Source organism: Blattabacterium cuenoti, from assembly GCF_014252075.1.
GTDB lineage: Bacteria > Bacteroidota > Bacteroidia > Flavobacteriales > Blattabacteriaceae > Blattabacterium > Blattabacterium cuenoti_AC.
Genome location: NZ_CP059209.1, coordinates 358,818 through 371,901, shown reverse-complemented (window position 1 = coordinate 371,901; position 13,084 = coordinate 358,818). Strand labels below are relative to the sequence as shown.

The following is a 13,084-nucleotide window of genomic DNA, read 5'->3' as shown; positions in this document are numbered from 1 at the left end:
AGAAGTTTAAATAAGATATGTCCATTTTTCTACTAATGAGTAATTTATAATTAGCGAAAGAAAAAATATTCAATATTTTAGTGTGTTTAGTTTTTTGATATATTTTTCTAAAGCCATGGACATAGAAGGAAATTCTGGCGTTGGTACTTTTATATCTATTTTTAATCCTGCTTTAGCGGCAGCATCTAAAGTGTTTTTTCCAAAAGTCGCAATTTTTATACCTTTTTGATCAAATTTAGGAAAATTTTCAAACAAAGATTTGATTTCTGCTGGACTGAAAAAGACCAAAATATCATAGCATATGTGTTTTAAATCAGATAAATCACTGGAATTGGTTTTATATAATATAGCTCTTTTCCAAAAAAGATTTAGTTTATTTAACATGTTTGGAATTTCCGGTTTTAAAATATCTGAAGAAGGTAAAAGAAATTTTTCTTTTGGATGTTTCTTTATATAGGGTATTATATCTTGAAATGATTTATTTCCAATATGAATTTTCCTTTTTCTATAGACAATGTACTTTTGTAAGTAATAAGCAATTGTTTTTGTCTGACAGACGTATCTCATAGAGATTGGAACTTTAAAACGCATAGATTCCGCTAATCTGAAATAATGATCTACAGATTTTTTACTTATAAAAAGAACTACAGTAAAATCAGAAAAATTTATTTTTTGTTTTCTTACATCACTAGACGATGCTCCTTTGACTTCTATAAAAGATCTAAAATCGATTTTTACATTTTTGTTTTTACTGAGTTCTAAGTATGGGGAATCAGAGCCCCCTGTGAGAGGTTGTGAAATAAGAATGTTATTTATCTTCATCTCTATTTTTTCAGTAAGTTTTATGATTTAAATTCGCAAATTTATACAGAAAATTAATATAAAAAAAGTAGTGATATATTTCGTGTGAAATAAGGATTAGATTTTTATGAAAAAAAAAGGCACAGAGCGGAATCGAACCGCTATAAAAGGTTTTGCAGACCCCTGCCTCACCACTCGGCCACAGTGCCTAAGATATAAAAATTTTAGTCATCTAAAATAACACAAACTCTATCTACGTCTCCTTGTAGTGGAGGATTTTCTTTACAAATTTTTACTTTTATATGTTTTATTATAAATTCTTTATATTTTTTTCTAATTCTTTGAATTATTCTTTGTGCTAAATGTTCTATTAGTTTAGAATTAATCTTCATTTCCTCTTCCACAAGATAATATAAATGAACATAATCAACAGTTTTTGATAAATCGTCATGAATGGAAGCTTGATTAAGATTTAATTCGATTTCTATGTTAGTAGTATAATGAGAACCAACACATTTTTCTTCAGGCATACATCCATGATATCCAAATAATCTGATATTTTCTAGGATTATTTTACCCATGAAAATTATTTACAATTTTATTATAATTTTCTTCTACTTTTTTCCAATTAATAATATTCCAAAAAGAAGAAATGTAGTCTAAACGACGATTTTGATATTGTAAATAATAAGCATGTTCCCAAACATCTAATCCTAATATAGGAGTTCCTTCACAGCCTATTCCAGACATAATAGGATTATCTTGATTTGCTGTAGAACAAATTGACAATTTGTTTCCTTTTACACATAACCAAGCCCATCCTGAACCAAAACGATTAGATGCGGCAGTAGAAAATTGATTTTTAAAAGATTCAAAAGAATTGAAATTTTTTAAAAAAACTTCATTTAGAAATGTACTAGGGTCTGTATACTCTGAATGAGGAATTAATATCTCCCAAAAAAGATTATGATTATAAAAACCTCCACTATTATTACGTACTGCTGGAGTTTCCATACATGCTCTTCTTAGAATTTCTTCTATAGTAATATTCATCATTTCTGTTCCAGAAATAGATTGATTCAAATTGTTTGTATAAGAGGCATGATGTTTATTATAATGAATTTCCATAGTTTTTCGATCTATATAAGGTTCAAAATCCTTATATGAATAAGATAATTTTGGAAGTTTAAATGACATAATTTTTTCTTTTATTAATATGAGAAACACAAATATAATTAAAAACTTTATTTTTATTATGTGTTTATAATAGCTTTTATTCCAGGAAGTATTTTATTTTTCAAACTCTCTAACAAAGCTCCTCCTCCGGTAGATAAATAACTGATTTTTTTATCACATTTTTCCATTTTTAGTGAGGAAATAGAATCGCCGCCTCCCACTAAAGAAAAAGCTCCTTTTTCAGTTACTTTTGCAATTTTTTTTGCTATAGATTTGGTTCCTAAAGAAAAATTAGCTAATTCGAAAACTCCTACTGGTCCATTCCATAAAATGGTTTTTGATTTTTCTATAATATTGCAAAAGTTTTTTATAGAAGAAGGGCCTATATCTAACCCCATCCATCCATTTGGAATAGAATCAATAGGAGAAATTTTAGTATTCGATGTGTTTTCGAATGAATCAGAAATAACAACATCTTTTGGAAAAGACAAAATATTTTCTTTGTTTTTTTCTTTACACTTATCAAGAATATTTTTTAATATTTTTTCAATTTTTTTATCTTTTTCAAGAAAAGAGTTTCCTATTTCCCCCCCCTTCATTTTGATAAAAGGATAAGACATTGCTCCTCCTATTAATATATGATCTGCGAAATCAATGAGATTTTCAATAATTTCAATTTTTGAAGAAATTTTTGATCCTCCCAATAAAACTGTAATTGGTTTTTCTCCTTTTCCTGAAAAAAATTTCTTCAAAAATTGAAATTCTTTTTGCATAAGAAGTCCTATACATTTTTTTTCTCCAAAAAATTTAGGAAGAACAGTAATAGAAGTATGTAAACGATGAGAAACTCCAAAAGCATCATTTACATAAATATTTCCTAATTTTGATAATTGAAAAGCAAAATTTTCATTTTCCTCTTCTTCTTCTTTGTGAAAACGAAGATTTTCCAATAATAAAATTTCACCATTTTTTAATTCACTAACTTTTTTTTCAACTTTTTCTCCTATGCAATCCTCATAAAATTTTACAGGAAATTTCAATTTTTTGGATAAAAAAGAAGTTAAAAATTTTAAGGAATAAATTTGAGAAGGGATCCCTTTAGGTCTTCCAAAATGAGAAATAAGGACTATTCTTCCTTTTCTAGAAATAATATTTTGAATAGTAGGAAGACTAGATTGAATACGAGTGTCATCTGTTATTTGATGATATTTATCTACAGGAACATTAAAATCTACTCTAATTAATACTATTTGATCTTTGAAATCAAAATCATCAATAGTTTTTATATCCTCTAACATTTTATGTAAAAAGTTTTATTTACAAAGTTAATATTTCAATTTAAAATTTTTAAACGTATATTTATTTGTATCTTTTTTCGCAAAAATTTTATGAGAATAGCAATAGGATCTGACCATACAGGCGTGTATTACAAATCCTTGATAAACAATTTTTTAACAGAAATAGGATACGAAATTAAAGATTTTGGATTTTCCAAATATGGAGAAAAAGTTGATTATCCTGATTTTATTCATCCTACAGCTGAATTTGTAGAAAATGGAAAGGCGAATTTTGGGATTATTATATGTGGAAGTGGAAATGGGGCGGCTATGACTGCTAATAAATATAAAAAAATTCGTGCTGCTTTGGTATGGAAAAAAGAAGTTGCTTTTTTAGCAAGAAAACATAATAACGCTAATGTTATCAGTCTCCCTGCACGTTTTTTAGATGAAAATGAGGTTTTGGAAATTATAGAAACATTTTTAAGAACCGATTTTGAAGGAGGAAGACATAGAATCAGAATAAATAAAATACCAATAATTTATAATCCTCAGTAGCTCAGTTGGTTTAGAGCACCTGACTGTTAATCAGGGAGTCGCTGGTTCGAGTCCAGCCTGAGGAGTTTTTCGGGGTGTAGCTCAGATTGGTTAGAGTCCACGTCTGGGGGGCGTGTGGTCGCTGGTTCAAGTCCAGTCACCCCGATTTTATTTATCCGTAGATAAAATTAGAAACTAGTTGAATTGCTTTTTTCTTTGTTTGAAATAAATCTATGTTAAACAGAACAAAATCAAATAATTTTGCATAACTATTTTCTTTTTCTACTTTGTTTAAACGTGTGTTTATTTGTTTATCCGATAGATCAGAATTTCTCATTATAAGTCTTTCTTTTAGAATTTTTATTGAATTGACCATAATAAATATAGATAGAGAATTATTGGGATATTGTTTTTTTAAATTTAACCCTCCTTTTACATCTACGTCAAACAAAACATGTTTGTTTGATCTAAAAATTTTTGAAATTTCGTTCTTTAAGGTTCCATAAAATAATTTAGGATAAACTTCTTCCCACTCTGCAAATTGATTTTTTTTGACTTTATAAATGAAACTATTCACGGATATAAAATAATAATCTTTTCTATTTTTTTCATTCTTTCGAATTGATCGTGTGGTACATGATACAGAAAATTTTAAATCTGGAAATTTTGAAAGTAAATAATGTGAAATAGTAGTTTTTCCAGATCCAGAGGAACCTGATAAAATGATCATTTTTCTTTTTTTCATTATCTGATTAATTTACTAACTTTGTTTTTATGATAATGGAAAATTAAATTTTTATAGAAATTCATATGAAACTAGGAATAGTTGGTGTTACAGGATTGGTTGGACGTGTAATGGTAGATGTTTTAGAAAAAACAAATTTTCCAATTAAAAAATTATATTTTTCTGCTTCTGAAAAATCTATAGGGAAAGAATTCTTTTTCAAGAAAAGAACATATAAGATTATTAGTTTACATGATTTATTTTTAAAAAAACCGAATATTGTTTTATTTTCAGCAGGTTCAAGTATATCAAGAGAATGGGCTCCAAGATTTGAAAAAGTAGGATCAAAAATTATAGATAATTCTTCTGCGTGGAGAATGGATCCTGAAAAAAAATTGATTGTCCCTGAAATTAACGCTTCTTCTTTAGAAAAAAAAGACAACATTATTGCTAACCCTAACTGTTCTACAATACAACTGGTAATGGTTTTATTTCCATTGCATATAGAATACAAAATTCAGAGAGTGGTTATCTCTACTTATCAGTCAGTAACAGGTACAGGAAAAAAAGCTTTGAATCAATTAAATCAAGAAAAAGAAGGAGCTTCTAATATCCATAAAATATATCCGTATTCTATTTATCAAAATGTTTTACCTCATTGTGATTCTTTTACAGAAAATAATTATACAATAGAGGAAATGAAACTTATCAAAGAAACAAAAAAAATAATCAATGATCAGAACATAGCTATTACAGCAACAGCTGTCCGTGTTCCCGTTATAGGAGGGCACTCAGAAAGTGTAAATATTACATTTCAAAAAAAACCTAGTGTAGATCGTATTTCTGAAATTTTATCTAAAACAAAAGGAATAGTTGTTCAAGATGATCCCCAAAAAAATATTTATCCTATGCCATTATATGCACACGGAAAAGATGAAGTATTTGTAGGTAGAATACGAGAAGATTTTTCATTTCAAAATTCTATAAATATATGGATAGTATCTGATAATCTTCGTAAAGGAGCTGCAACAAATGCTGTTCAAATTGCAGAATATTTGATAAATAAAAAATATGTTTAGCAATTTTTTTCAATGATAATAGTGTATTCTCCTAATATTTTTTTTACATTTTCATAATGTAAAATCATTTTTTCTATATTTCCTCTTAATATATCTTGAAAAAATTTGGAAATTTCTTTGCATACCACAATATTTCTTTTTAATCCGAAAAAATATTTTATATCATTCAATGTTCGTAACAGTCTATGAGGAGATTCATAAAGTACAATAGTTCTATTTTCTTTAGAAAGATATTCTAATTTAATTTTTCTTTTTTTCTTAGGTAAAAAACCAATAAAAGTGAATTCATTAATAGATAGTCCTGAATTAACTAACGCTGGAATTAAAGCTGTAGGTCCAGGTAAACATTCTACAGAAATAGAAGCTTTTATACAAGATTTGATTAATAAAAAACCTGGATCGGATATGCTTGGAGTTCCTGCATTGGATATTAATGCTAATTTTTTTCCTTTCTTAATTTCCTTTACAAGATGAGGAATTATTTTATGTTCATTTCGAATATGATATTTATTTATTTGATTTTTAATATTATAGAAATCAAACAATTTTTTGGAAACTTTATAATTTTCTACTAAAATAACATCCACTTCTTTCAAGATTCGTAATCCTCTGAAAGTAAAATCTTCTAAATTTCCTATAGGAGTAGGAACTATATATAACATAGTCAAATTTAAAAAAATTGTGAAAAAAAAGATATTGTAAATTCATTTTTTATAAGATAAAAAACCATAACTTCTTCTATGCAGTTATAAAATTCTCAAATTTATTACATTACACCTGCATTAAGTTGATAAAGATTTCGAATCAATAAATAAAATTATGTAAAACATCTGTTTTAAGATTTCATCATCAAATAAAATAGTTAATAATTTGTATTCGTAATAATAGTTTTATGCATTAAAAAATTAATTAATGCTGATGAAATAAATAAAAATGAGAGGTAAACAATATATATTTAGAAGCCGTTTAGTATCTGGAGATATCATATTTAAATATGATTTAAATGGGTTTTTAAGAGAAGTTATTTTTCCTGAAAGACTTTCTTTATCTCATTATGTATGGATTGGTAAATATTTACCTTATAATGAATCTATAATTAATAAAATGAGAAATTCAAAAGCTGCTTTTTCTATTGAAGAAGTTCCTACAGATTTATCTTTTAATCGTTTTTGGACAGATTATAAATATAAAGTAGGAAAAAAAAGAATGGCTGAAAATATATGGAATAGAATGTCATTATCTGATAGAGTTAAAGCTTTATCTTATATTCCCAAATATTTAGATCATGTTAAACGGACAGGACATGATCAAGCTTATCCTACTACTTATTTAAATCAAAGATATTTTGATAGCTAAAGTTTCAAGATTAAGATCAATTAAATTTTCTGTTTTCAATTATAATTTTAATAGCTTGTTCTAATTCTAGATTTAATGAATTAAAAAATGTTTTTTCTTCAATTGGAATAGATTTTTTTTTATGTTTAATATAAATGTTGTATTTATTTATTTTCAATAAAACCTCTTCTTCTTCAAAAAAACCCAAAAATTTAGGTAATTCAAGAATTTTTAAAGCCTCTGAAAGTGAAATCAAACTTATTTTTTGGTTATTTAATAAAGGAGAAAATTTAGGTTTATCTTTATCTTTAAATTCTCCCATTTGAACAACTGGTCCAAATTTAGCTATTCTTGCAAAAACTTTCCTATTTGATTTAGGATCTATTCCAAGAAAACGTTCTTTATGAATTTTATCCACATACTTTTTTACATATTGTATTTTTTTATGGAATCCATCGTAAAAATTTTTAAGAATATCAATCCAAGATTTTCTTCCTTGTGCTATATCATCAAAGTTTTTTTCTAAATTTGCTGTAAAATCATAATCTACTATATTATCAAAGTTTTTTTTCAAAAAATTAGTGGTTAAAATACCTATTTCTGTAGGGATAAATTTATTTTTTTCTATTTCAGTGATTTCTTCATCATTTTCAATGATAGAATTCTCTTTTAAAAGGAAACTTTTACGTGTTTCTATTTTTTTCAGAATTTTTTGTATGTTTACATAATTTCTTTTCTGAATTGTAGATATAATAGGAACATAAGTGGAAGGTCTTCCTATTCCTAGTTTTTCTAAATTTTTCACTAAAGAGGCTTCATTATATCTGTACAGAGAAGTTGAAACAATTTGTTTTGCTATAATTTCCTTTCTCTGTAAAGAAGAACCTTGTTCAATTTCTAAAATATTAGATTTTTCTTTTTTATCTTGATTTATCATTTTCATAAATCCATCAAACAAAATAGTTTTTTTTGTACAAATAAAAAAATGTTTTAAATGAGAAGATTGAATATAAAAATCTTTCTTTTCAATAATAGAATCACTCATTTGCCCCATGATGGTACGTTCCCATATAAGTTTATAAAGACGTTTTTGGAAGACATCTAGGTTTTCTAGATAATTTTTTTCATTATCATAGTTGATAATAGTAGGATGAATAGATTCGTGAGCTTCTTGAGAAAATTTTTTCTTTTTGGAGAATTCTTTTATGGATAAATACTTTTCTCCATATGAGGAAAGTATGAAATTTTTTATTTCTGATAAAATATTATTTGATAAATTTGTACTATCTGTACGGATATACGTAATAAATCCTTTTTCATACAATTTTTGTGCTAAAAACATAGTTTTTGATATAGAAAAATTTAATCTTTTATAAGATTCTTGTTGTAAAGAAGAAGTTGTAAATGGAGCAGGAGGACACTTTCTCTCATTTTTGAGAATAATTTTTTTTATTAGAAAAGAGCTATTGATACATGATGTCATCATGTTTATTATTTGTTTTTTATTTTCAATTTTCTTCTCTAATTTTGCATTAAAAACTATATTTTTTACGTTTGTAAAAACTCCATATATTTGATAAGTAGGTATGGGAATGGAATTTTGAATTTTTTGTTCTCGCTCTACTATAAGTTTGACAGCTGCAGATTGAACTCTACCTGCTGAAAGCCCTTTTTTTACTTTTTTCCATAAGATAGGGGATAATTGAAATCCCACTATTCTATCTAAAATCCTTCTTGCTTGTTGAGCATAAACTAAATTATAGTTAATAGATCTGGGATTTTCTATAGCATGAAAAATTGCTTTTTTCGTAATTTCGTGAAAAACTATTCTTCTGTACTTTTTATCAGGAATATTAAATATTTTATAAATTTGATAAGCAATAGCTTCTCCTTCACGATCTTCATCTGAAGCGAGCCAAATTATTTTGTGTTCTTTTATTAATATTTTAAGATTTTTAACTACTTTTTTTTTTTATATAAAAAAACGTAATTAGGTTTAAAATTCTCTTTTATTTGAATTCCTATTTCCTTTTCTGGAAGATCTATAAGATGTCCATAACTAGATACTACATGATAATTTTCTCCCAAGAACATTTGTATGGTATGAGCTTTAGTTGGAGATTCTACAATAACTAAGTTTTCTTTCATTTAAAAAATTTTTATTGATTTCTTTCAATAATAAAATTAACCATTATTTTCAATGATTCTTTAATGGTTCCTTCTGGATAAATTTCTAAAATTTTTAGAGCTTCGTTACGGAATTTTATCATTTTTTGAGTAGCATATTCTAATCCTCCATATTTTTTGACGTAATAAATTATTTTGTGTCTTTTATTTTCGTCATAATTTTTTATGGAATTTAATATACATTTTTGATCTTCTTTAGAAGCTTTTTTGATAGTGTAAATAAGTGGAAGTGTTATTTTTTTTTCTCTTAAATCAATTCCTATAGGTTTTCCTGTAAAATTATTACTTTTTTCTTCATAGTCAAATAAATCATCTTTTATTTGAAAAGCGATTCCGGTAAAGATCCCAAATTCTCTCATTTTCAATGCTGTTTTTTTATCTGCATTTACTGAAAGTGCTCCACATTCACAAGAAGCAGATATTAGACTTGCTGTTTTGTGATAAATAATTTGATTGTAAATTTCTTCGGTAATATTTAAATTTTTAGATTTTTCTATTTGTAATAGTTCTCCTTCACTCATATCCTTAATAGTCTTACAAATTATTTTAAGAAGATCATAATAATTGTTTTCTGTTGCTAACAAAAGACTTTTAGAAAGAAAGTAATCTCCTATTAAAACAGCTATTTTATTTTTCCATATAGCATTAATAGAAAAAGAACCACGACGAAGAGAACTATTATCTATGACATCATCATGAACAAGTGTAGCAGTGTGTATTAATTCTATTAAACAAGCAGTATGATATGTTTTTTTTCGTATTGTTCCCAACATTTTAGCTATTAAGAAAACAAATATGGGGCGAATTAGTTTTCCTTTTCTATGAATAATATAATGAGTTATTTGTTCTATGATAGTTACATTGCTTTTGAGTATGTTGAAAAATTGTTTTTCGAATTCTTTTATTTCTTTTTTTATAGGATCTTTTATTTTTTCCAGAACTATTTTCATAATTTCATAATGAAATATTATGATTTTTGATTTTCATAATCTATAAAATTAACATAGCGTCTCCATAAGAATAGAATCTATATTTTTCTTGAATTGCTATTTGATATGCTTTCATTATCAAATCAAATCCTGAAAAAGCAGCTGTCATCATAAGTAATGTAGATTTCGGCATATGAAAATTTGTAATCATAGAATTAGCTATACTAAAATTATAAGGAGGAAAAATAAATTTATTAGTCCATCCAGAAAAAGGATTTAGATTTTTATTAGAAGAAACAGAACTTTCTATAGCTCGCATAGAAGAAGTTCCCACAGCACAAACTCGTTTTTTTTTTTGTATAGTATGATTTATAACGTTACATGTTTCCTCGTTTATAAAACATTTTTCAGAGTCCATTTTGTGTTTTGATATGTCTTCTACTTCCACAGGTAGAAAACTTCCCAATCCTAAATGGAGAGTTATTTCTACTAAATTTACTCCTTTTATTTCTAATTTTTTTAATAAATGTTTGGAAAAATGTAATCCTGCTGTAGGGGCAGCTACAGAACCTTCTTTTTTTGCATATACAGTTTGATAACGTTCTTCATCATTTTTTTCTGGTTGTCTATCAATATATTTTGGAAGAGGAGTTTTTCCTAATTCTTTTATTTTTTTTATAATCTCCTCATGAGTTCCGTTAAAATGAAGTTGTAAAATCCTTCCTCTGGAAGTTGTATTATCTATAACTTCTCCTGTTAGTCCATATCCAAAATTTAATTTATTTCCCACTCTTACCTTTCTTGCAGGATCGACCAAAACGTCCCAAGTTCTATCTTTGGAATCTAATTCTCTAAGTAAAAAAACTTCTATTTTAGCCTCTGTTTTTTCTTTATTTCCAAATAATCTTGCAGGAAAAACTTTAGTATTATTAAGAATAAGAGAATCTCCTTCTTCAAAATACTGATACAAATCTTTAAAAAATTTATGTTCTATTTTTTTGTTTTTTCTGTGAATAACCATTAATTTGGATTCATCTCTTTCTTGAGAAGGGTATTTTGCAAGAAGATTCAAAGGATATCCAAAATCAAAATCTGAGGTTCTCATATTAATTTAATAGATAAGTAATTTTATGCTTGTATAAAATTAGATTATTTTTTTTTTCAATAAAAAATATATATATTCTTTTTTTTTCAAAAAAAACGTATACTTGTATTTATTGATAATAACATTTATTGTTCTTTGTATAAGAAAGCTTCTAGACCTGATATTTTAGGATTTTTAATAAGGTTTTGCGTCTTTGATATTAATTTTTACAACGGAGAGTTTGATCCTGGCTCAGGATGAACGCTAGCGACGGGCTTAACACATGCAAGTCGAGGGGCAACATGAAATCTATGTTACTATGTAGATTTTGATGGCGACCGGCGTACGGGTGCGTAACACGTATGTAACCTACCTTTTGCTAGAAGATAGCCTGAGGAAACTCGGATTAATATTCTATAATATAATGAAATCGCATGATTTTATTATTAAAGCAGAAATGCGGCAAAAGATGGGCGTGCGTCCGATTAGTTAGTTGGTGGGGTAATGGCTTACCAAGACCATGATCGGTAGGGGGCCTGAGAGGGTGATCCCCCACACTGGTACTGAGATACGGACCAGACTCCTACGGGAGGCAGCAGTGAGGAATATTGGTCAATGGAGGAAACTCTGAACCAGCCACGTCGCGTGCAGGAAGAATGCCTTACGGGTTGTAAACTGCTTTTGTTTAGGAATAAAAATTCTTACGTGATAAGAATTATGAATGTACTATACGAATAAGTGTCGGCAAACTCCGTGCCAGCAGCCGCGGTAATACGGAGGACACAAGCGTTATCCGGATTTATTGGGTTTAAAGGGTGCGTAGGCGGTTTATTAAGTCAGTAGTGAAATGTTGCAGCTCAACTGTTAAAATTGCTATTGATACTGGTAGACTTGAGTGAGATTGGAGTAGCTGGAATGTGTGGTGTAGCGGTGAAATGCATAGATATCACACAGAACACCGATCGCGAAAGCAGGTTACTAAATCTATACTGACGCTGAGGCACGAAAGCGTGGGGAGCAAACAGGATTAGATACCCTGGTAGTCCACGCCGTAAACGATGATCACTAGTTGTTGGATTTTTTTTCAGTGACTAAGCGAAAGTGATAAGTGATCCACCTGGGGAGTACGGTCGCAAGACTGAAACTCAAAGGAATTGACGGGGGCCCGCACAAGCGGTGGAGCATGTGGTTTAATTCGATGATACGCGAGGAACCTTACCAAGGTTTAAATGTACTACGAATAAGCTAGAAATAGTTTAGTCTTCGGACGGAGTACAAGATGCTGCATGGTTGTCGTCAGCTCGTGCCGTGAGGTGTTGGGTTAAGTCCCTCAACGAGCGCAACCCTTATTGTTAGTTGCCAGCGAGTAATGTCGGGGACTCTAGCAAGACTGCCGACGTAAGTCGAGAGGAAGGTGGGGATGACGTCAAATCATCACGGCTCTTATACCTTGGGCTACACACGTGCTACAATGGTCGGTACAAAGGGTCGCTACTGAGCAATCAGAAGCTAATCTCTAAAAGCCGATCTCAGTTCGGATTAGAGTCTGCAACTCGACTCTATGAAGTTGGAATCGCTAGTAATCGCATATCAGCCATGATGCGGTGAATACGTTCCCGGGCCTTGTACACACCGCCCGTCAAGCCATGGAAGTCGGGGGGACCTGAAATCGGTGACCGTAAAAGGAGCTGCTTAAGGTAAAATCGATAACTGGGGCTAAGTCGTAACAAGGTAGCCGTACCGGAAGGTGCGGCTGGAACATCTCTTTTTTCAGAGTATTTTAATCTTGTTAAATTCTGTGAATTAGTCTAGAAGTATATTTATATATTCAACAAAAATAAAGTTAGAGGAGAGAGATTGGTATTTATATAAATTATATATCAGTCTCGTAGCTCAGACGGTTAGAGCGCTACACTGATAATGTAGAGGTCCGCGGTTCAATTCCGCGCGAGACT

General features: G+C 28.7%; 13 protein-coding genes, 4 tRNA genes and 1 rRNA gene. 7 read left to right on the top strand and 11 right to left on the bottom strand.

What is annotated here, in order from left to right:
• Positions 1–69: 69 nt before the first annotated feature.
• The 5 genes from H0H47_RS01765 to H0H47_RS01745 all read right to left on the bottom strand — a co-directional run bounded on the left by H0H47_RS01765 (position 70) and on the right by H0H47_RS01745 (position 3,275).
• Positions 70–822, bottom strand: coding sequence for a uroporphyrinogen-III synthase (locus H0H47_RS01765; protein ID WP_185865783.1), 753 nt, complete (start codon positions 820–822; stop codon positions 70–72).
• A 117-nt stretch (positions 823–939) separates the two neighbouring features.
• A tRNA-Cys gene (locus tag H0H47_RS01760) sits at positions 940–1,010 on the bottom strand.
• Positions 1,011–1,025: 15 nt separating this feature from the next.
• Positions 1,026–1,382, bottom strand: coding sequence for a dihydroneopterin aldolase (gene folB, locus H0H47_RS01755; protein ID WP_185865782.1), 357 nt, complete (start codon positions 1,380–1,382; stop codon positions 1,026–1,028).
• A complete protein-coding gene (locus H0H47_RS01750) occupies positions 1,375–1,998 on the bottom strand; it encodes a superoxide dismutase (protein ID WP_238785075.1) in 624 nt (207 codons plus the stop codon). Before H0H47_RS01750 ends, folB begins: the two co-directional genes overlap by 8 nt.
• A 56-nt stretch (positions 1,999–2,054) precedes the next feature.
• Positions 2,055–3,275 carry a phosphoglycerate kinase gene (locus H0H47_RS01745; RefSeq protein ID WP_185865781.1) on the bottom strand — a complete coding sequence of 407 codons (1,221 nt, stop codon included), beginning with the start codon at positions 3,273–3,275 and terminating at the stop codon, positions 2,055–2,057.
• A gap of 90 nt (positions 3,276–3,365) precedes the next feature.
• On the opposite strand from H0H47_RS01745, the gene H0H47_RS01740 reads away from it, so the two are divergent.
• From H0H47_RS01740 to H0H47_RS01730, 3 genes are all read left to right on the top strand, one after another.
• Positions 3,366–3,812, top strand: a complete 447-nt coding sequence (locus H0H47_RS01740; protein ID WP_185865780.1) for an RpiB/LacA/LacB family sugar-phosphate isomerase — start codon at positions 3,366–3,368, stop codon at positions 3,810–3,812.
• Positions 3,803–3,877, top strand: a tRNA-Asn gene (locus tag H0H47_RS01735). Before H0H47_RS01740 ends, H0H47_RS01735 begins: the two co-directional genes overlap by 10 nt.
• A 5-nt stretch (positions 3,878–3,882) precedes the next feature.
• A tRNA-Pro gene (locus tag H0H47_RS01730) sits at positions 3,883–3,957 on the top strand.
• Between the two features lie 6 nt (positions 3,958–3,963).
• Here H0H47_RS01730 and gmk read toward each other — a convergent pair.
• Positions 3,964–4,536: a guanylate kinase gene (gmk, locus tag H0H47_RS01725; protein WP_185865779.1), complete on the bottom strand. Its 573-nt coding sequence runs from the start codon at positions 4,534–4,536 to the stop codon at positions 3,964–3,966.
• A 65-nt stretch (positions 4,537–4,601) separates the two neighbouring features.
• Here gmk and H0H47_RS01720 point away from each other — a divergent pair, with 65 nt between their 5' ends.
• Entirely contained in the window at positions 4,602–5,594 is a 993-nt protein-coding gene (locus H0H47_RS01720) for an aspartate-semialdehyde dehydrogenase (RefSeq protein WP_185865778.1), read from the top strand.
• On the opposite strand, the gene rsmI is transcribed toward H0H47_RS01720, so the two are convergent.
• Positions 5,591–6,256 carry a 16S rRNA (cytidine(1402)-2'-O)-methyltransferase gene (gene rsmI / locus H0H47_RS01715; RefSeq protein WP_185865777.1) on the bottom strand — a complete coding sequence of 222 codons (666 nt, stop codon included), beginning with the start codon at positions 6,254–6,256 and terminating at the stop codon, positions 5,591–5,593. The genes H0H47_RS01720 and rsmI overlap by 4 nt on opposite strands.
• 271 nt (positions 6,257–6,527) lie before the next feature.
• Here rsmI and H0H47_RS01710 point away from each other — a divergent pair, with 271 nt between their 5' ends.
• Positions 6,528–6,950: a hypothetical protein gene (locus tag H0H47_RS01710; RefSeq protein ID WP_185865776.1), complete on the top strand. Its 423-nt coding sequence runs from the start codon at positions 6,528–6,530 to the stop codon at positions 6,948–6,950.
• A gap of 16 nt (positions 6,951–6,966) precedes the next feature.
• Here the strand turns inward: H0H47_RS01710 and H0H47_RS01705 are convergent, their stop codons facing one another.
• The 4 genes from H0H47_RS01705 to queA are packed head-to-tail and all read right to left on the bottom strand — an operon-like array spanning position 6,967 to position 11,150.
• Positions 6,967–8,850 (bottom strand): type IA DNA topoisomerase, encoded by a 1,884-nt coding sequence (locus tag H0H47_RS01705; RefSeq protein WP_394366932.1) that lies wholly within the window; start codon positions 8,848–8,850, stop codon positions 6,967–6,969.
• Positions 8,851–8,888: 38 nt separating this feature from the next.
• Positions 8,889–9,077, bottom strand: a complete 189-nt coding sequence (locus H0H47_RS03220; RefSeq protein WP_394366922.1) for a toprim domain-containing protein — start codon at positions 9,075–9,077, stop codon at positions 8,889–8,891.
• A gap of 11 nt (positions 9,078–9,088) precedes the next feature.
• Positions 9,089–10,066, bottom strand: coding sequence for a polyprenyl synthetase family protein (locus H0H47_RS01700; protein WP_185865775.1), 978 nt, complete (start codon positions 10,064–10,066; stop codon positions 9,089–9,091).
• Positions 10,067–10,106: 40 nt separating this feature from the next.
• On the bottom strand, positions 10,107–11,150 hold the full coding sequence (queA, locus tag H0H47_RS01695; protein WP_185865774.1) for a tRNA preQ1(34) S-adenosylmethionine ribosyltransferase-isomerase QueA: 1,044 nt from the start codon (positions 11,148–11,150) through the stop codon (positions 10,107–10,109).
• Between the two features lie 208 nt (positions 11,151–11,358).
• Between queA and H0H47_RS01690 the strand changes: the two genes are divergently transcribed.
• Together H0H47_RS01690 and H0H47_RS01685 are read left to right on the top strand one after the other, a co-directional pair.
• Positions 11,359–12,898 (top strand): 16S ribosomal RNA (locus H0H47_RS01690).
• A gap of 113 nt (positions 12,899–13,011) precedes the next feature.
• Positions 13,012–13,084, top strand: a tRNA-Ile gene (locus H0H47_RS01685).

Bases quoted from the DNA above. Each gene is read 5' to 3' on its own strand.
- H0H47_RS01765 (WP_185865783.1), bottom strand. From the start codon at position 822: ATGAAGATAAATAACATTCTTATTTCACAACCTCTCACAGGGGGCTCT.
- folB (WP_185865782.1), bottom strand. From the start codon at position 1,382: ATGGGTAAAATAATCCTAGAAAATATCAGATTATTTGGATATCATGGA.
- H0H47_RS01750 (WP_238785075.1), bottom strand. From the start codon at position 1,998: ATGTCATTTAAACTTCCAAAATTATCTTATTCATATAAGGATTTTGAA.
- H0H47_RS01745 (WP_185865781.1), bottom strand. From the start codon at position 3,275: ATGTTAGAGGATATAAAAACTATTGATGATTTTGATTTCAAAGATCAA.
- H0H47_RS01740 (WP_185865780.1), top strand. From the start codon at position 3,366: ATGAGAATAGCAATAGGATCTGACCATACAGGCGTGTATTACAAATCC.
- gmk (WP_185865779.1), bottom strand. From the start codon at position 4,536: ATGAAAAAAAGAAAAATGATCATTTTATCAGGTTCCTCTGGATCTGGA.
- H0H47_RS01720 (WP_185865778.1), top strand. From the start codon at position 4,602: ATGAAACTAGGAATAGTTGGTGTTACAGGATTGGTTGGACGTGTAATG.
- rsmI (WP_185865777.1), bottom strand. From the start codon at position 6,256: ATGTTATATATAGTTCCTACTCCTATAGGAAATTTAGAAGATTTTACT.
- H0H47_RS01710 (WP_185865776.1), top strand. From the start codon at position 6,528: ATGAGAGGTAAACAATATATATTTAGAAGCCGTTTAGTATCTGGAGAT.
- H0H47_RS03220 (WP_394366922.1), bottom strand. From the start codon at position 9,077: ATGAAAGAAAACTTAGTTATTGTAGAATCTCCAACTAAAGCTCATACC.
- H0H47_RS01700 (WP_185865775.1), bottom strand. From the start codon at position 10,066: ATGAAAATAGTTCTGGAAAAAATAAAAGATCCTATAAAAAAAGAAATA.
- queA (WP_185865774.1), bottom strand. From the start codon at position 11,150: ATGAGAACCTCAGATTTTGATTTTGGATATCCTTTGAATCTTCTTGCA.